13 protein-coding genes and 1 riboswitch are annotated in these 21,388 nt (G+C 39.8%); of the genes, 10 read left to right on the top strand and 3 right to left on the bottom strand.

The window, feature by feature from the left end; translation table 11 throughout:
• The first annotated feature begins 4 nt into the window (after positions 1-4).
• The 5 genes from F9802_RS06680 (at position 5) to F9802_RS06660 (ending at position 9,983) form a co-directional block, all read left to right on the top strand.
• Positions 5-721: a WecB/TagA/CpsF family glycosyltransferase gene (locus F9802_RS06680; protein WP_152150396.1), complete on the top strand. Its 717-nt coding sequence runs from the start codon at positions 5-7 to the stop codon at positions 719-721.
• A 122-nt stretch (positions 722-843) separates the two neighbouring features.
• Positions 844-1,938, top strand: a complete 1,095-nt coding sequence (locus tag F9802_RS06675) for a glycosyltransferase family 4 protein (protein WP_152150395.1) — start codon at positions 844-846, stop codon at positions 1,936-1,938.
• Positions 1,939-2,449: 511 nt separating this feature from the next.
• On the top strand, positions 2,450-4,981 hold the full coding sequence (locus F9802_RS06670; protein ID WP_152150394.1) for an S-layer homology domain-containing protein: 2,532 nt from the start codon (positions 2,450-2,452) through the stop codon (positions 4,979-4,981).
• 332 nt (positions 4,982-5,313) lie between these two features.
• Positions 5,314-5,550 (top strand): transposase, encoded by a 237-nt coding sequence (locus tag F9802_RS20210; RefSeq protein WP_152150393.1) that lies wholly within the window; start codon positions 5,314-5,316, stop codon positions 5,548-5,550.
• 422 nt (positions 5,551-5,972) lie between these two features.
• Positions 5,973-9,983: an S-layer homology domain-containing protein gene (locus F9802_RS06660; RefSeq protein ID WP_152150392.1), complete on the top strand. Its 4,011-nt coding sequence runs from the start codon at positions 5,973-5,975 to the stop codon at positions 9,981-9,983.
• A 574-nt stretch (positions 9,984-10,557) separates the two neighbouring features.
• On the opposite strand, the gene F9802_RS06655 is transcribed toward F9802_RS06660, so the two are convergent.
• The 3 genes from F9802_RS06655 to F9802_RS06645 all read right to left on the bottom strand — a co-directional run bounded on the left by F9802_RS06655 (position 10,558) and on the right by F9802_RS06645 (position 16,016).
• Complete coding sequence (locus F9802_RS06655; RefSeq protein ID WP_152150391.1) at positions 10,558-12,843, bottom strand: S-layer homology domain-containing protein; 2,286 nt, start codon at positions 12,841-12,843, stop codon at positions 10,558-10,560.
• 19 nt (positions 12,844-12,862) lie between these two features.
• The gene (locus F9802_RS06650; protein ID WP_191991790.1) at positions 12,863-14,293 is read right to left on the bottom strand and encodes an S-layer homology domain-containing protein; all 1,431 of its coding nucleotides are present in this window, start codon (positions 14,291-14,293) and stop codon (positions 12,863-12,865) included.
• Between the two features lie 82 nt (positions 14,294-14,375).
• Positions 14,376-16,016 carry a hypothetical protein gene (locus tag F9802_RS06645; RefSeq protein ID WP_152150390.1) on the bottom strand — a complete coding sequence of 547 codons (1,641 nt, stop codon included), beginning with the start codon at positions 16,014-16,016 and terminating at the stop codon, positions 14,376-14,378.
• Between the two features lie 312 nt (positions 16,017-16,328).
• On the opposite strand from F9802_RS06645, the gene F9802_RS06640 reads away from it, so the two are divergent.
• The 5 genes from F9802_RS06640 (at position 16,329) to F9802_RS06620 (ending at position 21,336) form a co-directional block, all read left to right on the top strand.
• Positions 16,329-16,649: a hypothetical protein gene (locus tag F9802_RS06640; protein WP_152150389.1), complete on the top strand. Its 321-nt coding sequence runs from the start codon at positions 16,329-16,331 to the stop codon at positions 16,647-16,649.
• 32 nt (positions 16,650-16,681) lie between these two features.
• Entirely contained in the window at positions 16,682-17,743 is a 1,062-nt protein-coding gene (locus tag F9802_RS06635; protein ID WP_152150388.1) for an S-layer homology domain-containing protein, read from the top strand.
• 280 nt (positions 17,744-18,023) lie between these two features.
• A riboswitch (cyclic di-GMP riboswitch) is annotated at positions 18,024-18,109 on the top strand.
• An 18-nt stretch (positions 18,110-18,127) separates the two neighbouring features.
• Complete coding sequence (locus F9802_RS06630) at positions 18,128-18,268, top strand: anti-repressor SinI family protein (RefSeq protein WP_152150387.1); 141 nt, start codon at positions 18,128-18,130, stop codon at positions 18,266-18,268.
• A gap of 88 nt (positions 18,269-18,356) precedes the next feature.
• A complete protein-coding gene (locus tag F9802_RS06625) occupies positions 18,357-18,917 on the top strand; it encodes a hypothetical protein (protein ID WP_152150386.1) in 561 nt (186 codons plus the stop codon).
• A gap of 31 nt (positions 18,918-18,948) precedes the next feature.
• Positions 18,949-21,336: a putative bifunctional diguanylate cyclase/phosphodiesterase gene (locus F9802_RS06620; protein ID WP_191991789.1), complete on the top strand. Its 2,388-nt coding sequence runs from the start codon at positions 18,949-18,951 to the stop codon at positions 21,334-21,336.
• Positions 21,337-21,388 lie beyond the last annotated feature (52 nt).

Here is a 21,388-nt window from a genome sequence, read left to right as displayed (position 1 = left end):
TGTAATGGAAAAAGAACAATATTTAGGCGTCTCCGTCTCGCCGTACACATACGAAGAAATCATCGCCGATTTGAAAAAAAGAATAGCAGCCGGGGAGCAGTCGACAGTCATTGCGGTTAACCCTGAGAAAGTAATCACCGCCGGCCGCGACCCGCTCGTGAAAGAGCTCGTCAACAACTCCACGTATCAAATACCGGACGGCGTCGGCATGATCATTGCCTCCAAGTTAAAAAAAGGCGGCATCCGCGAACGTGTGACAGGAGTCGATATGATGGGGCGGCTTCTGCAGTTTGCAGCTGACGAAGGGCACGGTGTCTTTTTCTACGGGGCGAAAGAAGACGTCGTCCGCACGGCAAAAGAAAAACTGGAAGCAAAAATTCCGAATCTCCGCGTCGCCGGCTATGCGAACGGTTATGTCCAAGACCAGGAAGCACTCGTGGAGCAAATTCGTGAATCGGGAGCGGCTCTCCTATTCGTCGCGCTCGGCAGTCCGCGTCAGGAGCTATGGATTAAAGATAACATGGCCAACTTGCCGAACGTGAAAGTATTCCAAGGGGTCGGCGGCAGCTTTGACGTCTATTCCGGCAAGGTAAAAAGAGCGCCTGCTTTTTACCGCAAATTCGGTCTGGAGTGGCTGTACCGCTTACTGACAGATCCGAAGCGGATCAAACGGCAAATGGCGCTGCCGAAATTTTTATTGAAAATCTTATTACAAAAATAAAGAAGGCTGGCTGTCTCATGGAAGTGCCAGGCACCTCCCCGCTATATTCAGGAAAACCACAACATAGTGGAGGAGGAGCCTGGCACTTGGGACAGCCTCTTTCTATGTAGAGAGGTGTAAACGTGAAAGTACTTCACTTAATCAGCGGCGGCGAAACAGGCGGCTCGCGCAAGCACGTCATCACGCTGCTTGAACAGTTTTCCAAAGAAGAAGTCGTGCTGGCTCTCATGCAGGAAGGTCCGTTTGCAGAAGAAGCACGGGAAAAAGGCATCCGCACCGAAGTGTTCTCGCAAAGCTCGCGCTACGACTTATCGATCTTAAAAAAAATCGTTCAATTCATCAAAGAAGAAAACTTTGATATTTTACATACACACGGCCCGCGCGCCAATTTATTCAGCATTTACTTAAAAAAGAAAACGGGCATTCGCTGGGTAACAACGGTTCACAGCGATCCATCACTCGATTTCGTCAAATCCGGTATCAAAGGCAAAGTTTTTACGTCACTCAGCATGTACGCCGTCAAAAAAATGGACGGCTACTTCGCTGTGTCGGAGCGGTTTAAGCAAAACTTAATGAAGCTTGGCGTCAGCGGCAACAAGATTCAGACCGTTTACAACGGCATTCATTTTACGAAAGAAAAAGCCGAGCCAATCAACCGCAGCGAATTCGTCCTCAAACCGGAAGACTTCGTCATGTCGATGGTCGCCAGGCTCCACCCGATTAAAGGCCATACGATTGTATTCGAAGCGATGAAGCAAATCGAAGAAGAAAAACGCCCGCATTTATTGCTCGTAGGAGATGGACCGATCAAAGAGGAGCTGGAAAAGGAAGCGGCTAATCGGCAATTAAACAGCCACGTCCACTTTCTCGGTTTCCGGTCAGACGTCGATCAAATATATGCGGCATCTGATCTCGCCTTGCTTGCTTCCTACAGCGAAAGCTTCCCGCTCGCTCTCCTCGAAGCGGCTAATCAGCACGTGCCAATAGTCACGACGGATGTCGGCGGAGTGAGGGAGTTAGTGCAAAACGAAGAAACAGGCTGGATTGTGCCGGTCGGAGACGCATCAGCTTATGCGAAGGCTCTTCGCCAGGCGATCCACCTTCGTGGGGAAGGAAGGCTCGCCCAAATGGGTGAAAAGTTATATTTCTATTCTTCTCAGCGCTATTCACTGGAACAGCTGGAAGAAGCGACACGCAGCTTATATAAAAGGTTATAACCCCTTTATAGATGAAATAAAAGTAACTCAGAAGACATCTTTCTGGGTTTTTTTGTGCGAAGTTTGGAATGAAAATCCCATGAAAACCAAATCTTCTGCCCTTGTTTTCTACAAAAATAACATGGAAATGACAAAAATAATTGGTAAAAACACTTTGAATTTCCTGATCGGTTGGTATATAATGAGAAAGCTATGGTTTTTAGCGGGACATTTGTTAATATTATCTATTTAATTAACGAAAAAGCGTCAAACTATTTTCATATGCATGTCAAATATAACGAATATATTAAAATATGGAAATAACAAAAAAGAGTTGAAAAAAAGTAGCATTTTGATAGAATGGAACTTGAGTTTAAATCTGGCAATCGGCCCAAATGTTACATAATATTTGTGAAGATTAGCACTAAAGATTTCTCAACAAGAACCGATGTAAGAAACAAGCGGCTTCGTTGCGTTGCTGTTTGGTTTCATAAATTAAAAGATTACTTTACAAAACAGGAGGAACTATTACATGGCTTACCAACCAAAGTCTTATCGTAAATTCGTTGCTACAGCAGCAACAGCTACATTAGTAGCAACAGCAGTAACACCTGCATTTGCAGCATCTTTCACAGATGTATCTGATCGTTACAAAGAAGCAGTTGATTACCTTGTAAACAACGGAATTGCACAAGGTACAACTGAAACTCAATTCGGTGTTGCTCTTGAAATTAAACGTGTAGACGCAGCTGTTATGCTTGCGAAAGCTCTTAAATTAGACACAGAAAAAGCTCCAGCTTCAGGTTTTACTGACGTTCCTGAGCGTGCTCAAGGTGCGGTTAATGCTCTTAAAGCAGCCGGGATTGTAAACGGTAAATCAGAAACTTCATATGGTTCTGCTGACCAACTGACTCGTGGCGAAATGGCATTAATTCTTGCTAAAGCCTACAACCTTACTGGAACAGCTTCTCACAGCTTCACTGACGTATCTTCACGTTACGATGCAGCAGTTAAAGCCCTTGTAGCAGCTGACGTTACTAAAGGTAAAACACCAACATCTTTCGGTACAGCTGATGCAATTAAACGCGGTGAGTTCGCGATTTTCGTACACAAACTTGAAACTGCAGAAGTAGTAGCCCCAACAGTTACTGCTGTTAAAGCTACAGGAGCTCAAACACTTGAGTTCACTGGTACAGATCTTCAAAACCTAAAAGCTGAAAATATCAGCGTTGCTGGAAACTCTGTTGCAACAATTTCTGCAAATGATGATGGAACAAAAGCAACAGTAAAACTTACTGCTAACCTTGTTCCAAACCAAGAAACAGTTGTGAAAACAACAATCAATGAAGATGTAAAAGAATTTAAATTCACTTACACATACACTGTTAATACTGTGAATGTGGAAAATGGAACATTTGACAATGATACTCCAGGGCAAAAAGTTTCCCTTTTAGTAAATAACGAAAAAGCGGATTATAACTATTTAACTGCTAATGGCTATACAGTACAATTTGCTGCTTTCAATGAGAATGGTACAGCTGCTCCAACAGGTACTATTAATGCAAGCACTGGTGAACTTAAAGCTGACTTTGGTGATCTTCCAAACGGAGCTCTTAAATATCAAGTACAAGCGACTGTTTCTAAAGCGGGTTCCGTACTTGTTTCTGAAAGAGCGACAATTACAATTGTTAATCTAGACAACGCAGCATCTGCAATTAGTGAAGTGGAATTAACAAATACTACGGCAGCTTCTTTTGTTCAAAAAAGCGCTACACTAGTGGTTGGAGATACTGCTGAAGTTTCAGAAGTTACGATTGCTTCTGGCTCTGATAAAACAGAAGTTGAAACTGGATATAAAGTTCAGTCTTCTAACTCGTCTGTAATTTCTGTAAATAACGGAGTGCTAACTGCTGAGGCACCAGGCACAGCAAAAGTAACTGTAACTTATGGTACTTTGACTAAAGAAATCAATATGACAGTTGCTGCTGCAGAGCGTAAAGTTACAAAAGTTACTCCTGAAGTTTCACCTGTGAAATTACTTACTGGTGGACAACGCACAGTTAAAGTTACAGCTGTAGACCAATATGGTGATCCAATTGTTGGAGATGCAGAGGTTACTGTTGTAGCACCGGCTGATTACTTTACTTCATCTTCTTTAACTAACTTCGATAATGAAGGTAAAGGAGAAGTTGCTTTAACTGTAGGATCTAAACTTGGTTCAGGAACTGTATACTTCAAAAAAGATGACAAATTCCTTGGTAATCTTGGCTTTGAAGTAACAAAAGTAAATAATGTTGCGAAACAAGTTCTTGAATTAACAGAAAATAGCCAATCTGAAGATTTTACTATTGTTAAAGACAGCACTGATGATGCTGCTTTAGAATTAGAATTGGTTAACTATACTTCCGAAAACGTTAAGAACGGTGTGGCTCCTTTAACTGGATACTCATTGAAATTCGACAACAAAATTGTTAGTGCAGCAATTAATGGCAATACAATTGAAGTATCTGCTGTAAAAGCTGGTTCTACTGATATCGCTGTTTACAAAGGCGACGGTTCATATGTTGGAAAAGTAACAGTAGCTGTTGTTGATAATGCACCGAAAATCACTAAAGTTGACTGGGTTAATCGTGGAACAGTTAACTATGTAGGTGAAACACTTAACTTCTTGGATGCCCTAGAAGTAACTGAAAGAGAAAACTCTGATGATGTTGTAAAAGGTATTACGCTTTCTCCAGCTTCAGTTGGACAAGTGCGTATCAAAGACAACTCAAATTCCGGCGATCTTTACCTTGATAAAGATGGAAATGGCACATTTAACGGAGAAGATGTAGATTTAGGCGCTCTTGAAATCAAAGCAACTTCTAACTCTAGTGCAAACCTAAAAACAGCTACTAATGCTATTACTGGAACAACTACTGTTGCAGGAGATAAAGGTATATTAGTTTATACTTTGAAAGACAAAAACGATAACATTGTTGCTACAACATCTATTACAGTTGATGTCCCGGCTACTCCAGTTCCAGAAACACCAGCTCCAACTACTGGTTCAGAAACTGAATAATTAATAAAGTTTATGGATTTTTATTGCTCTAAAGCAATAAAATCTGAAAAAGCAAAGAGCCACTAGTGAACTGCACCCCAATTGTTAGACACAACTAACAATTGGAGGTGCAGTTTTTTATGGAGAAATATTCATTAGGAACAAAATTAGCTGTCGTCAAAGGATACCTTGAAGAGTTTAAATTCTACGGGCTGCTGGAAGAGGAAACGGGGTCGATCATCGATTTATTATGAAATGGGTTGGGTTATATGAGTTACATGGAGTGGAAGGGCTAATCCCAAGGTATACAGATTATTCTTTAGAGTTTAAAATGGACGTACTAAAGTATATGAATGACACTAGGGAGTCTCATAGAAAGGCAGCTGCTATTTTTAATATTTCATCTCCTTCAACAGTATACATATATTGATTTTCCGATTTCCATTTATGCTTTTTGTACAGTGACCAATCACTGTCATCTTCTGTTAAAGTTTAAAGAATGTTCTATATCCACAGTTATGACCATTTTCAACAAATACTGCAGCGATTATTACAATTGCAAATGTCAGCACCTAGGCTATGTTTTTTAACAGCGATTTTAAAGCTCTCCTGTTCTAGCTCCCCAAGACCTTCATATATCCATCGGAATCCGATTAGCACAAGAAAACCAATGTTCACTAAAATGGAAGCAACAGCTACCACTATTACACACACGCCAATTCTTCGCCCTATCCATTTGTAACTCGCACTGACTTGTCCGACAGCCAAAAGGTAAAAGCCTCTTAAATTACCGCCGGTATGTAGAGAACGACGATAAGTAAACTTATTTGCAACGTTTTGGTTGGAGCCCGGTAATCTGGTTTATCTAACTTTCAGAAAACACCACCTTTATTAGCCGAAAGTCTATTGAAAAATTAGATTAAATGGTAATATTAAGTTGCGTTTAATTCTATTTACCTATTTCTATTAGAGTGGAAAACAAACTTAAAACTTTAGTATTAGGGAGGTCCAAATGAAAAAGTTAAACAAGTCTCATTTATTTTTAACGGCCGCTGCAACGGCAGTAGCGGTTAGCTCAGCAGCGCCGACTGTTGATGCAGCTTCGGAAAAGTTCTTTACTGACGTCAAGAAAGGCAACGTCTTGTATCCGGAAATATTAGATCTTTATAACCAAGGGAAGATTAATGGATTTACGGACGGGACTTTCCGCCCGCAGGAGTCAGTTACACGTGGACAGGCAGCGAAAATGGTGGCCGACATTTTAGAGTTGGATATGAAATCTTTGAAAGATCCAGGCTTGAAAGATATTAAAAAAGGAAAATGGTATTACGAAGCGGTGGCAGCGCTCGTTCAAAACAAAGTAATGAGCGGCTTTACAGACAAGACATTCCGTCCAGATCAGACATTAACGCGTGCGGAAGCTTCACGCTTGATCGGCGAAGCGTTTAAGTTGAAAAGCGGTGTAGCAACAGCTGTTGCATTTAAAGATGTTAAAAAAGAAAAGTGGTACTATACATACGTTCAGGCATTAGTGCAAAACGAAGTGACGTTTGGAAAAACGAAAGACAGTTTTGCGCCGGATGCGAAAGTGACACGTGGTGAGCTTGTTGCTTTTGCGAGTCGTGCCAAGAAAGCGACTGAGAAAGTCAAAGAAAAGTCATTTACAGTTGAATCTGTCAAAGATGGCATTGTAACGATCAATGGAGAAACGTATCAGGTGTCTGCTTCTTTGAAAGGGTTGTTCACTGCAAAGAACAGTGCAGCTTTAAAGGGAGCCGTCATTGCATTTGAAAGCAAAAACGGTGCTATTGAAAAGATTACATCACTTACGCTCAACAGCAGTGGATCGGCTTCGGCGAATGCACTGCTTGACGCAGGCGGGGCTGTGATTGATGGTTCCGTTTCAGTGCAGGGCGATTATTACGAAGTGAAAAACTTGACTATTAATGGCGATTTGGCGTTGACGGAAAAAGTGCAAAACAGTTTTATCTCCGAAAAGTTGACGGTGAAAGGCAACACGCGTGTGGCAGATCAAGCGGCGGCAAAAGCTGCTTCTTACCGGGCGGCTGCGGAAAACCCAAAAACGAAGATTACGATCATTTTTAAAGATTCAACGATTGCAACGATTGAAATCGCCAAGGAAGATGTCTATTTCTCAGCAATGGGCAGCACAAAAGTTACGTCTGTATCCTTACATGCGAACGCTAATATTTTTGCTGATCCGGACGTCATCATTCCGAAAGTCGACATTAAAAAAGGCGTGACGCTCGTGGAACTGAACGTCACCATTAAAGACATCATCATCGAATCAAACGATGACATTAAAGTGACCGGCAAAGGAAATATCGAGAATGTGATTATCAACACTGACAAAACAGTCACACTCGACACTAAGGGCCAAATTAAAAACCTTGAATCGAAAAATGAAAACTCAAAAGTAACGATTGGCGATAATGCGAAGATTACAAACATCACTGTTCCAGAGGGGAAAAAAGCAGAGGATGTGGTACAGAATTACGATCAGGTGAAAGACCGGGTAGAACAGGTCGGAGGCACGAAGAATCCAGACTATAAGCCGGCGGAGCCTGTGACACCTCCGAATTCAGCTGGAGGTGGCGGTAGTACAACAACTCCTGGAACAGGGGGCGGTGACAGTAATCCAACACCACCGGGAAATGAAACAGAAGATTTCTTTGATGCTGGTTTACTAAGCACTGAACGGTTTGGTTATGTGAAATTAAATGTTAAAAACCCGGGTGCGCATAAAGTTAAATATTTAACAGTGAACAGAAATAATATGCACGAATTTAAAAAGCCTAAAGTTGGGGAACAAGTACCGGCCAATGCCAAAGAGTATAAAGCTGATGAAGAATTTATTTTATGGAGCAACCATGAAATATTTATGTATCAAGTGAATGACAAGAATGAAATTGTCGACCTCGTTGATATCAACGAAGTATGGCATTGGTACGGAGTAGATATGCTTGTGGATGAAGAGAAAAAGACATTAACCATAAAGTCACTCATGAATCCTGAAGGCAAGACAGTACAGCAAATGTTCCAAAATGTTTACTTGTTCAATGTGGACAAAGCTACGAAAATATATGATTTCTCGGACGTTAAATGGAATTGGATAGACGGAATTCCGGCAGTGGAGTTAAGTTATGGCGATGATTTTGATCCTGCTAAGCTAAATGAATTTCTTGTGGAAATAGATTGGCAATTCTCGGGAAGACTGTACGAAACGATAAAAGAAGGTGAACATACACCGGAAAATTATGAAAGCCTGGATGTATTCATGATTAAGTATGCAGCAAATGAAATGGGAGATAAATTGGGCTGGTATTTACCGAGAGCTGCTTATGAAATAGAGGAAATAAAAAGGGAAGACGGAAGTATAAAAGAGAATCATAGAAATATAACAGAACAAGATTCGATCAGCATGAAGAGATACCGGGAAGAAGTCATTAAACAGCAGGATTCCTTGAATACTCGCGCAGATATTTCGAAACTTGTTGCAGCTGTCAATGTTGAATTAAAAGATAAAGTAGATGCGTATAAAAAGGCAAGAGAAGCAGTTGACGGTTTGTATAAAGAAGACTGGTATGATTATGAAGAATCGGAAGAAAGGTTAAAAGAGGGGCTTACTCAGGAAGAAATTGATGCTGCGAGAGCACTCGTACAATCACTGAGCAGTGAGTTCACTGAAAAGGAACACTTGGAATATAGAGTAGATTACGCTGACTATTTATTCAACAAGAAGGCAGCCGAGGAATTTATCGGACAGGTGAAGAAAGAAGTAGAAATAACTGATCCTACGATCGGTCTTTCGATTTCTGATTTACTTTATAAGGAAAAGTCTGAAAATTTAAAAGTGAAAGTAAGCGACTTGGGCAACGAAATGCAAAAGGGTGAGGACTATAGTTATGTGACAGGAGCCGCTAAGTACCTTAGCGTAGATGCCTCGGGGAAGTTAATTTTAAATCGTTTAAATACAAGCGGGGAATCGATTAAAGAATATGCTGTTATTAATGTTGGAGTTGGAAATTATTATGTGGGGAATGAAATAGTAGCTGTTGTGATTCCTACTTCGACAAGTGCTGACACAACAAGCAGTGAAACAAAATTTCATCCAAAAGTAGATAATTCGTATATTCGGTATATTGATCATTATCCTGTTAATAGAACCATTCGCCTAAAATCCGGTGTGTCTGTGGATCAATTAATGGAAAGCATTCAGTCAGCAGATAGTTCTGTGCAATCTTATCAAGTACAAAGCGCAGATGGAAAAGTAAAAGGCAGTGGAATCATTGAGCACGGCGATCGTTTGATTGTTACCGCTGAAAACGGCCAGTCGAAGGGAATTTATAAGATTCAAGTGCCTGTTGTTATCCAAAATCTGAAAACTACAGGACTCGGTAAGCTGACATTTGAAGCGGAGAATACGAATATAAAAGAACTAAATACATTACTTCATATGCTAAAACGAGTTTCTGGCTCAAATATTGGCCACGATGTAGAGTTCATTTTAAAAGAAGAGAAAGATGAAAATGGAAATATTATACCGAATCGTTATGAGGTCACTATTCCTGAAGCTATAAAGGATGTATTCTATGATATATATAGCACGAACAATCGAGTTGATTTTGAAAATTCGCGTCCTAGTCAAATCATTTGGAGAAGCTTCCAAGTCGTAGATGCTGAGGCTAATCCGGATACAGAAGCAAAGATTACTGGCTTGGAAGACTTGAAAATTACTTCTGAAAATATTCGAGTTCGCTTACAAGATTACGGAAATTGGTCGGAAACTGTAACAATTGACGGCGTGACCATCAGCAGTGAAGTAAAAGAAGAAAACGGTGAGTGGAAAATTCATTTCAAAAGTGAAGGAACAGATAAAGGTGAAATCAACGCTTATCGGATCTTAGGTGTAAGGGTTAAGGCAGAAGAAGTGGAGAACGAGTATTCTATCGTAATTGAAGTTGACTCAGAAGGAAATATTTCAGTAAGATCGGTAAGGTGAGTGCGGAAATAATCATAGTGGCTGTTACTTCTTGATATATCTCAACAGAATAGTAACAAAAAAGAAGAGCAATCACATAATAAGTGAATAGCTCTTCTTTTTTGTTATTTTGATAGGTGTATTTTAAGGAGGAAGCCTATCATTCCCCGATATATAAAGAGAATGAGTAATTGGTGCTTCCTATTGAAAAGGCAGCGTTCGACACGGAAGCATAATCCATACACAAAACCCCTCGGCTGCGCATTGGATAGGGTGTCACTCCCCCGAAGCTTGATAGATTTTGTAGAAATCCAACTAGAGATAGAGAGCCATTTAAGCAAAGTGATGGGCTCTCTTCTTTTATTTCATAGATTTTCCGGAATTGAACTAATAAAATTAAACTAGCAACTACATAAAGCGGATGGACGGTTGGCGCTCCCCGTAAGAAAGGGGGTGTTAAATATGGTATAGAATTAAGTATGATGTATATATACAATCGAATAACAACTAGGAATCGTGAACAAACATAATATGCACACTGCCTTTTTATAAAACGAAACAGCCTTCAGACTCAATTCAAGTCTGAAGGCTGTTTTTATTTATCCCGCATAGAAATGAGTCTTTGTCCGACGAGTCTTCCTGCTGTGTCGTAGGCGAGGAAGGTGCCTTCTTTAAACAAATCAAGCTTTGAAATTTCATATCTTCCTTTTTTTAGTGCGTAATAGTTTTGTCCACGGGGGATGAGTTCATAATCAATGTCGCCACCGGCTGCATGGAAGCGTACGACTACTTTAGCTATTTCTCCGCAGTTTTTATTTATATACGTGTTCATATAGAAGTTTGTGCTTGTTAGTTCTATTGCAGGTGCAGAGAATACGTAACTGGATTGTGCACAGCTCGGGTACGGAATGCCGCATGAGATGTCGTTAAGGATAGATTGGTAAGCTGTACCGATATTAATGTTTTCTTGAACGTGGAAATATTGTCCGCCCGTTTCGCTGGCCATTCTTTGTAACAGGGCTTCGTTTAACCGTTTTTTATCTCCGAGTCCAATTGTATAAATTTTAATATTGTTATCATTGGCTTTATCTATCATCTCGAGTGCTTTGCGTTCGCTTGATTGGCCATCTGTTAAAAGAATCGCGACCTTTGGACCTTGGCTGGAAAATTGATTAAATGCCTTCTCCAATCCCTCACCAATATTTGTCCCGCCTGATTGGAAGACGTATTTAAATGTTGTACTAACCGGTGCTGGAAGGTCTGGTCCGCTTAGAAGATATCCTCTCGAGTTAAAGTGAGCGGCAATGTTCCTCGGTGCATTTAAAGTTGAAATAAATTCTTCTGACTTCGATACTCGCAGCCGCTCGGCATCATTTCGTTTCATGCTCCCGGAGGAATCGATAATGAACGCCACTTCTAGGTCGTCTCTCGGACAGCTGTTATCTACCTTGAGGCCCGGATCATAGACAACTTCACTGCTATGGCTTTTACCAAGAACGGAGTCGATATCCACCTTGTAACGGGAATCGACTTGCACAATTTCAGCAAAAATTTCATCCGTCACGGGATGAGAGGCCGAAATTGCTGTTAAGGTTGTACTGGCTGTTCCATTAAAAAAGTTGGCTTCCTGGGCAGACAAATAAGCTCCTTGGGCTGAGCGAAAGCGGACTCTTCCATTAAAATCTGTGATCGCTTGACCGCCGGGGCGGACGATTGTTGCCGTTACTTGAGTCGTTGTCACACCGTCTGCCGACAAGGAGTTACTGTCTGTTTTTACTTGAAGTTCTGCCTTCGGTACATAGGTCAATGGAACAGTGACTGGCTGCCGGAAGCACGCCATATTAATCTTGCTTTCGTCATATTCGCTTATTTGAAAAGAAATGGTATCTTGTTGAACCGTACTCGATTTTGGAGCAGTCACTTTAACTGTCAGCTCCGGGCCATCTGTCTGTGAGTATGCTTTCTCGTTCCAATATCCTTCTGCCCAGTCTTCTTTAGAAATAGTTCCCGCGTTTGAAGAAACTTGAAAATAAAGAAGCTCATCATATGAGATTGGGTTCCCGTAACAGTCTTTCAGCTTCAGAGTAATAAACGTGGAATCCATCCCATTCGCAATCAACGTTTCTTTTTCAATATCGACTTCTTCTAGACGTGAATCAATAGGCTTTAGTGCTGCTGGCGGCTGATCCAAGTTTTCCGGTGTTGGAAATACAATGGTTTTATTCCCGAAGAAATTCAAAGGCAGCTCATATCGATCGTCATCCCGTCCATCGGCTGGAGCGCTTAAGCCAATCATCTGGCAATTGCCGCGTTTAGACAGACGGTTAAGAAAAACGGCTGCTTCCCCACGGGTTAATGAGCGGTTCACGCCATAATCGTTATAATCCTTCTTGCCGGTCATTCCACTTGATAAATTTTGAATATACATGTATTGAACGGCATAAGGCTCGCTTAGATCAATACCTTCAAAGGCAGCCACAATTCGCGCGACTTGCCCTCTCGTTATCGGTTGATCACGAAGTTTTATATTTGAATAGCCCGCCAGAGGGATGTTTTTACTCTTTAAATAACGATAGTTGTCAGAAGCCCAATGCTCATCGGGAGTTCCTTGTGAGTGGCCTAGTTTTTTATTTGTACAATCATAGCGGATCAGCATTGTAATAAATTCTGCTTCGGTTAAAGCACGCTGCGGCGCGTATGTGCCGTTTGAGTAGCCTTTTACTAATCCTTTTTTGACCGCCCATTCAATGGATGGATAAGCCCAGTGGTCAGTTCGTACATCCTTGAATAGGCTTGCTGCGCTTGTATGGCTAACTAGAGCCGATGCCATAAGCAGCAGAATGAGAAGAAGACAAACAGTCCTTTTTTTGAAAACAGTCATCTATATTCGTCCTTTTCATTTATTGAAAAAACAGCATATCATCCCGGTAGTTTTGCTGTAAGTCTTTTTCTAAGAAGTTAAGAAACCGGATAATCATAGCGGACGCTTCGGCTCTTGTCATCTCTTGATACGGATTGAAACGATTTCTTCCATCCCCGTAAACTAATCCGATTTCTGTCGCCACGTACACACTGTCTTTGGCCCATTTCGGAATAGAGTTGTTATCGGCATAGCCCGTTTGATAACCAGGAGTTGGTGCACGATTCTCCAACCCTAAGGCGCGCACAAGTATGGCGACAGCTTGAGCCCTGGTTAACGGGCCTTCTGGCATAAATTTAGTGGCGCTGACCCCTTTAGACACTCCTTTGTGATAAGCACTTTCAATGTATAAGTAATCAGGATCTTTCGGATCTAAATCGGCAAAAATTGCTTTTTTAGGTGCGCGTTGGTTTTTAGGCTGTTCAAGTACACGAATGTCAGCTGACTTTAATACCCCAACGGTAAACTGGTATCGATTCATCGGAGTATTCGGTGAAAAAAACCGGCTCGATTCATCAAAAACACCAAGAGAATACAAGCGTTCAATGTTATCTTTTGCCCAATGCCCATTTAAATCACGAAATTTAGGCACGATGAGCCGCTCAATGACTGGAACCATTTCTTGATTCACGTGAACGGTGCCTGTCCCGCTTCCATATGGAATATCGTACGAATACTCTCCAATCATATTTTGTGAACTGATGAGGGCATGGCCGCCGGTAAAGCTGGACAACGACGGATCATGAGGCTCATATTTCAGCACTTTTGTTTTGCTGTCTGATACTTTACTTGTGATAAAGGCTTTTCCTTGGTTAGAGACAATTTCATAGTCGATGAACTGTGTTTCCGTCGCTCCCCAGAAGTTTTCATACCCCACATTCCGGCCACTGAAATGAATGGTAATGATTTCGTCCGTATTGGTTTTGTATGTCTTTCTGCCAACCACATTCCCGGAGTAATAATCGGAGGCTGGGCGATTGTCTATGATTGCACCTTGAGACAATTGATAATCATCTAATGTATAAGTCACTTTTCCCATCGTGATTTTCTCTGAATAGCTTTTAACAGCTGTTTGTGTAGTTGTCTGTCCTTTGTCTGTTCGCTTTTCTAGATCAGTTACGTAAACGATGCTGCGCGACAGCTTACTTCCGTTTGAATTTGTTAAAGTAAAGCGATACGTTTTCGTCAATTGATCATTTCTTTCTCGTTCGGTGACCGTCATTTTTCCGCTGAATTTCACTGGCGCACCCGATAAAAAGACATACTCTTCATATTCATACTCGTTATGAACCCCGCCATTAAAGTCTGGAGGAGCGGCCTCAGCTGAAGGGACGCTTACAAAGAGGGAAATGAGAAACGTACTGATATATAGATAGAAATATTTCGTGAAACTTGTGCGAATTTTTGTCATATTGATTTCCTTTCTAATGATCGTCAATTTCTATGAATAAAAGTAGCATGCAAACCATGCGTTTACATGCTACTTTTTTCTGCTAATTTACTAATAGAATACGTCCTTTTACGCTGGATTCATGGAGAAGGTAGATTCGTTCACCAGGCTTCAGCTTATCTGCCGAAATTACTTTTCCATCGCGAATAATGGTCGCTTGTTTAATATTCATGCTTGAGATATGACCGGTTTCCTTCCAAACGCCTTGCCACCATTGGCTCACGTTACGAACTTTCACAATGTTGGTGCTTACCGCATCAATTCGTCCTACTGATACAACTTGAGCGGGCAGGTTGCTTTTTCCAATGATATGAGCCCCCACGATGGTGTTATTCGACACATAAAAGTAGCCGTATTGGCCGGTTCTGTCTTCGAATTCATTTCTAGGTATCACGCTTAACGTTGAATCGCGGAAATCTTCGACAGCAATCGTGTCGTTGCTAAATGAAAGTCTCGAGGCTGTCGTGTTTTTCCAGTAATTATTAGACAGCAGCTTCGTATTTTTCAGCGAAAGCTGGTAGCCATTCGTCTGACTAATTTGACCGAAATAGATCGAATGATTTGTTAAGTTCGGGCTTTGGAAGCCATCATTTGTTATATGCACCACATTTGCAAACTCACTCTTTTGAGCCCCGTCCGTTACGACAAAGGCTGTCCCCATAGCTTGCAAACTATTCGAATCTACTAATCTTCCATTCCGAATGAGAATCGTCCCGTTATGATAATAGATGGGACCAGCGGTTTTAAGACGAATCCATTTCGAAGAAGTATTTACTGCAGTCATCGGTTCATAAAATGTTCGTTCATTTTTTTGTTTAATGACCATTTTCTCAATCACTTCTTGGCCAAATTGGCTCACTGTGACGAAATACACGTCATGATTAGTGTAGAAACGAAGGCGATCACGCTTGATAGGCTGATTACCTACATAGATAGGTGTTTTAGTTGAGTAGGTATAGCTCGTGTTTCCAGAAGGGCTCTTCGTTTGCCACATCCAATTTCGGAATACCTTTTCATTTTTTACAATGAGCTTATTTCGAACGGGGTCCATTTGATGGATCGTACCTTTATAAAGGTGTTCAATTTTAATGCCTTGTGTATTAATCTCGACTGAACTGATGTAATTCGTATCATATTCAGTAAATACAAGCTTGACCCGGTCGCCTTCATATAAAACGCTCAAGTCTACAAGTGTTGTGCCTTTAAAGATTTCCGTTTGATCATTTAAATAGTATGTTTTCGATTGTCCATTATCGAGCCGCACAGAAAGAAAAGTGCCGTTTTTGGCAATGCGATTCACAGTCCCTGTTACGACTTTGTCTCGGTGTTCAATTTTTGCAGGGTGTTCACCTGATTGTCCGCGAAGCTCTTTCACACGACGTAAGTTTACATCCGCTTCGACTTTCATCCCTCGTTTAAAAGCATTAATCGTTGTCGGAAGAGTATCGATTGTTAAAGCAGCAAACTGGTCAATATTCAATGTAATGGTTCGCCCTTGATCATTCATAATTGTAATGTTTTTCAACCTTTTTTCTGTCGCTCCACCACCTGACCGCACCTCTTCATGCGTCACCTCTACAAACGTCCCTTTAACAACCGAATTGGCTTTCGCTTGATCAGCCGTGAATAATCCTAGGAATAGCAAAAAAGTAAAAGTAAATAAAAACGAACGATATTTTAACACATATGACGCCTCCGCTATAAAGTATTTTACTAGTGATATATTCCTACAAAAGTAATGGTTTTATGTGTTTTATATCGTCCTATATTACCCAGGTGTTAAGCGGCAATTATATTATTTATTCAATAAAATGCTTTTACTGTGATGATAGTCTGGTTGTGAAAGCTTGTGATGGATTTAAGCTAACAAGTTTATCGCCCCTGTCTGATCGTGATGAAATACTTTGAGTGTGATATCGCTCATAGGATAAAGGAAATAGTTGAATTATGCCGAATAATATTGGGTGGGAATTTTTTTAAAGGAGAGATTAAGAGAATGAGTGATTTTAAAGTACATCATATTCATGAGCAAGTAGTAATTACAGCGAATCATAACAAAGATGGCTCGGTTAAGTATCATGTTTGTTATGGTGAGGTAGATTGGAAGAAGGACGGCAACAAGCGTCCAGCCGTATTTATTTTAATGAGCTATAAAGGAAGGATTAACTATCAATCACCTGCCCATCTCACATTAGACGCTGAAGAAGAAACCGACTTCGAAAAAGTTTATAAAGCATTAACTTATTTAAAAATGAAATACATAGTTAATAAAAAGTATGAAGTTAGAAGTAATCACGAAGTTAGCTCGAACAGCTGATATATCTACACTTAAAGAGGGAGAGTTTAATTGTGAAAAAATGCTTATCATTTTTAGCCGTATTTGTTTTGGCCTTCAGCAGTTTTAGTTTCAGTGTGAAAGCTGCAGCGTTTGCTGACCTGTCAGAGAATCATCGATTTTATAAGGAGATGTCATTTTTAGAAAACAAAGGGATCATTTCTGGTTATCCTGATGATACCTTTCGTCCTGATGGAGAAGTAACACGGGCTGCAGCTGCCATTATGATTGGAAGAGCTTTAGGATTGAATGGAGTACAAAGAGCAACAAAGTTTTCAGATGTGGGGGCAGATCAAAAGGCAAGTGGTTATATCGCTTCTGCCGTAGAGAGAGGAATTATCAGCGGCTTTCAGGATGGAAAATATCATCCTAATGAATTTGTCACGCGGGGACAGATGGCTATTTTCTTATCAAGAGCCTTTAAGCTTACGGAAGAAGCGGCTGCTCCTTTTTCGGATGTCTCATCTTCTATGACAATCTATCCGCACGTTAAAAGAATTATAGCGGAAAATCTTACGTCAGGATACGAGGACAATACGTTTCGTCCTAATGTAAAAGTGACGCGGGCCCAATTTTCTGCTTTTTTAGCTAGAGCGTTAGACGATAAATTTAAGGTTGAATTGCCTGTACAATTAACTTACTTAAAAAATAAAAATAAGATTTATCATTATCAATCAGATGAAATGGGAAATCTTTATTATAAGTTTTCTGGAAAAAAGTATTTTGAATGGGATCTCTGGGATGTGTATGTGAAGAATAAAAAAGCCTATTCAATAGTAGAAAAGGAAAATAGCCAAGGGTATTATTTCGGTTATCCTGAATCTGAATCGTGGCAGCTTTTAAAATACCCTGTAAAAGTCGGCCAGTCTTGGAGTGTAGGTTATCAAGGATATGAGCATACATACAAAATAACCTCAACGACCATGACTATAACTACTCCTGCCGGCACTTTTAGAAACGTGATAGAAGTTACCGCCGATGATGGAGGCACTGATTATTACGCACCGAACGTAGGACTTATAAAGGTAAGCTTTGAAGGAATAACAAAAATACAGCTAACTAAAATAGTAAATTAGGCTTGTTGCCTGGCACTCTAATTAGTAGAAAGAAAGCTGTATAACACGGGTAATCAGTGTCAGTTCCCTAGTGCTTTAAAACAGCGGAGGAGCTGACACTTTTTGTTTTATAAAATGAGGGAAATAGAAATTTTTTATGTATTCCGTCGAAAAGAATCGAAAAGTGTTTGATGAAAAATATGTCAACCCATTTAATGGCATGGTATAATTTGTCTATGAATATAAGAAAAAGTAACGGAGTGTCTCTTTTAGTGTTTTGTAGTAGTTTTGTAGGGGGAATTCAGGAAAAAGGCAAACTTATTGAAAAGTAAGTACGCAAAGCTACAGGTCTAAGGTGTGGTTTGCTATGACGGCTGAGCTGCCCATATTAATGGGGGATCGTTTATGGAGAAAAGTCAATTAGTAGACCAAGAGTGGATCGTCTTAATGAAGGAAGCTAAAAATTTAGGTATATCAATGGAAGAAATAAGAGAATTTTTGAAGAAAGAAAAAGTGAATTTGGAAAATGTCGAATTCAGTAGGTGAAAACATAAATATTCAACATCAGCGTGAAGGCGATAAGCACTCATGATATGTGCGGTGTACATAATGAGGGGCTATGGGCGGGGGAACAATGTATAAAATTGTAGAAAATTTAGAAGAGGCTAACGTTTTTAACCAGATTTGGATGGAGTGCTGGCTGGAAAAAGGATTTGAGTTTGAGTTTTCTAAAGGCCTTACAGAGCTGCTTCTTATTAAAAATCAGAATAATATGAACGTTGGGACAATCGAAGTAAAATCTTATAATTTAAAAGAAAAAAACAATATCAATCAAGTTTTTCCTTTTTATAAGTTGAAAACCATTCAACAATATGTGGATCAAACAGCCGAGCTGGATAAGGCGGCTATTTTGAAAGAGCATAGGGGAGAAAATCTTGACAGGCTAATCACCTCACTTGCGCATTTTGCTGAACAAAAGGAAATTAAATACTGTGTGGCTCTTTTAGAAGGGGTTTTTTGTAAAGCGCTTCGCAGGGTCTATAAGATGCCGATGGAAGTAGTAGGAGAGAAAATCTTTTATAAAGGAGATTACGTGATACCAGCTATAATACATATTGAAAAATTATATAAAGATAAAAAGGATTATAGCTGGTTAATGAAACAATGGCCTGGGCTCCAACTGTTGGAAGTTTAAGTAGTTAATGCTGAGGAATTTGAGGGATCTTATGTCTCAAAAAATAAACAAAAAAGCAGCCTTGCTTTTCGTTATGGCATTTATTGTAGTCAATTATTCTTTTGGTCTTCTTGTTGAAGGGACAGAAATATATCTTATAAGCAGAATTTCTTTTCAAATAATCGCTTCTGCCGTTTCTATTTGGTGGATTTTTTTAACATTTAAAAAAACAAAAAAGGCAGAAAGACAATTTTGGCTGTTTCTTTGTTTAGGCAGCTTAAGCTATTTAACAGCTCTTTGTCTTTGGTCTTATGATGAGTTTACGGCTAAAACGCACCAGACAATTTATAACTTGTCGGGAACCTTTTGGATATGTCAAAATATTTTCTATTTATTGGGTTTACTTTTATTAGTCTATCAATTAAAAAGCAGACTGCGAACAATGAGACTGATTTTAGATATTTTAATTATTATGTCGGTCGCTGCTGCAATGAGCTGGAGGTTTATTCTTACCCCTTTATTGTCTCAATCGGCAAGCAAGCTTTATGTGATTAAAATTATTTATCCAATTCTAGATTTAGGGGTCTTGTTTGGCGTCCTAAGCTTGTTGACAGCTTCTCATGCTATTTTCAATCGAAAAACCAAGGTGTTATTGATTTTTGGTTTATTGCTTCTAATTACAGCGGATACTATCGCTTCCTATTTAACAGTTCTCAAAGTAGAAATTGTAGGAAGCAATATTGATATTTTATGGGGATCCACTCTTTTGCTGATCGGTCTTTCAGGACTCTATCATGAAGAACAGCCTTTGCCGCAACATGGAGAAGTATATAAACATAAAAAGAATCACTTTTTGAAAATTATTTTGCCTTATTCTGCAGTTGTAGCGTTCTTTATCGTCGCAGGTGTTGACTTTTATAAATCTGACACGGTTTTTTTGAGTTTCTTTATGGTTATCCTGTTAATCATTATCAGGCAAATTTTTACCTTGTTTGAAAATGAAGCTTTGTTCAATAAGCTTTCTAACATAAATGAGCATTTAGAACAGACAGTAAAAAAAAGGACGGAACAACTAGAGGAAACCTTGCATGAGGTAGAACATATCGCTTATCAAGATATGCTGACGGGCCTTCCTAATAGAAGGTTATTTGAGAAGGAATTTTCAGATTTACTGATCAATAAAGAAAACCAATTTGCTGTGATGATGATAGACATTGACCGCTTTAAAAATATTAATGATAATCTGGGCCATTCTTTTGGTGATTTATTGCTGCAGGAAGTCGGGGAGAGGCTGCGTGATAATAGGGGCAGTCATTGCCGTGCTTTTCGAATTGGCGGAGATGAATTTTCCGTTTTAATAAAATATTTATCTATCGAGGAAGCGGAAAAAGCGGCTATGAATATTTTAGCAAAGCTAAGAAAGCCCTATACTCTAAAAGATAAAGATATCCATATTACTCCTAGTATAGGGATTGCTCTCTATCCAAGCGATGGAACTGATTTTGACACGCTATTAACACGTGCAGACTTGGCCATGTACGAAGTAAAAAAGAAAGGAAAAAATGATTTTTTATTTTATGATTTTTCTATGAAAAACCTTTCGGGGTTTGAATTAGAAAATTCTCTGCATAAAGCAATCGAAAGAGAAGAGTTTGTTTTATATTATCAGCCTCAAGTTTCTATTAATACAAATGAAATGGTGGGCGCTGAAGCGTTAATTAGGTGGAATAAAGCAGGAGAAGGGCTTATATTGCCTGACCGGTTTATTCCTCTCGCTGAAGAAAGTGGATTTATTAAGTGGATGGGTGAATGGGTATTAAGGGCTGTATGCCGTCAAATTGTCGATTGGCAGAAAAAAGGCATTTCACCAGTGAAAGTGGCAATAAACATTTCACCTATGCAATTTCAACAAACTGATTTTGTAGAAACAGTTGAAAGTATTTTAATTGAGACAGGTGCTGATCCAAAATATTTGGAATTGGAAATTACAGAAAGTGTCGCAATGGAGAACATTGAATATGTCCTCTGCAAACTCTCATCTCTAAAGAAAATAGGTTTCAGCATTTCGATCGATGACTTCGGAACAGGTTATTCTTCTTTAAAATATTTAAGTCAGCTTCAGATTGATAAACTAAAAATCGACCGATCATTTGTAGCTTCAATGGAACAAAACGAAAAGAATGCAGCGATCGTAAGGTTAACGACATTAATGGCTAAAGAACTCGGAATGAAAGTAATAGCAGAAGGAGTAGAAAATAATACCCAGGCTGCCTATCTTAAAAAGGTTGGCTGTGAAGAGTTTCAAGGATACCTTTTTAGTCCCCCGCTGCCAAAAGAACAATTTGAGCAACTTTTAGTAAGGGTACCTGTCGCTTCCTATAAAGGAAACAGGAAGATGATTGAAACTCATGGAAAAGTAACATTGGTTTCAGAAGAATAAATGAATATAAAGCTAATGTTCAATGACTGGCGGCGGTTTCTCTAGTAAAAAC

The sequence above is a fragment of the Bacillus aerolatus genome (assembly GCF_009183655.1).
Taxonomy (GTDB): Bacteria; Bacillota; Bacilli; order Bacillales; family Domibacillaceae; genus Pseudobacillus; species Pseudobacillus aerolatus.
The sequence above is the reverse complement of the archived record's forward strand: the minus strand, read 5'-3'. Positions and strand labels throughout refer to the sequence as shown.

What these genes read in the sequence shown, in the direction of transcription:
- F9802_RS06680 (WP_152150396.1), top strand. Translation starts at nt 5, where the DNA reads ATGGAAAAAGAACAATATTTAGGCGTCTCCGTCTCGCCGTACACATAC.
- F9802_RS06670 (WP_152150394.1), top strand. Translation starts at nt 2,450, where the DNA reads ATGGCTTACCAACCAAAGTCTTATCGTAAATTCGTTGCTACAGCAGCA.
- F9802_RS20210 (WP_152150393.1), top strand. Translation starts at nt 5,314, where the DNA reads ATGACACTAGGGAGTCTCATAGAAAGGCAGCTGCTATTTTTAATATTT.
- F9802_RS06660 (WP_152150392.1), top strand. Translation starts at nt 5,973, where the DNA reads ATGAAAAAGTTAAACAAGTCTCATTTATTTTTAACGGCCGCTGCAACG.
- F9802_RS06655 (WP_152150391.1), bottom strand. Translation starts at nt 12,843, where the DNA reads ATGACTGTTTTCAAAAAAAGGACTGTTTGTCTTCTTCTCATTCTGCTG.
- F9802_RS06650 (WP_191991790.1), bottom strand. Translation starts at nt 14,293, where the DNA reads ATGACAAAAATTCGCACAAGTTTCACGAAATATTTCTATCTATATATC.
- F9802_RS06640 (WP_152150389.1), top strand. Translation starts at nt 16,329, where the DNA reads ATGAGTGATTTTAAAGTACATCATATTCATGAGCAAGTAGTAATTACA.
- F9802_RS06630 (WP_152150387.1), top strand. Translation starts at nt 18,128, where the DNA reads ATGGAGAAAAGTCAATTAGTAGACCAAGAGTGGATCGTCTTAATGAAG.
- F9802_RS06625 (WP_152150386.1), top strand. Translation starts at nt 18,357, where the DNA reads ATGTATAAAATTGTAGAAAATTTAGAAGAGGCTAACGTTTTTAACCAG.
- F9802_RS06620 (WP_191991789.1), top strand. Translation starts at nt 18,949, where the DNA reads ATGTCTCAAAAAATAAACAAAAAAGCAGCCTTGCTTTTCGTTATGGCA.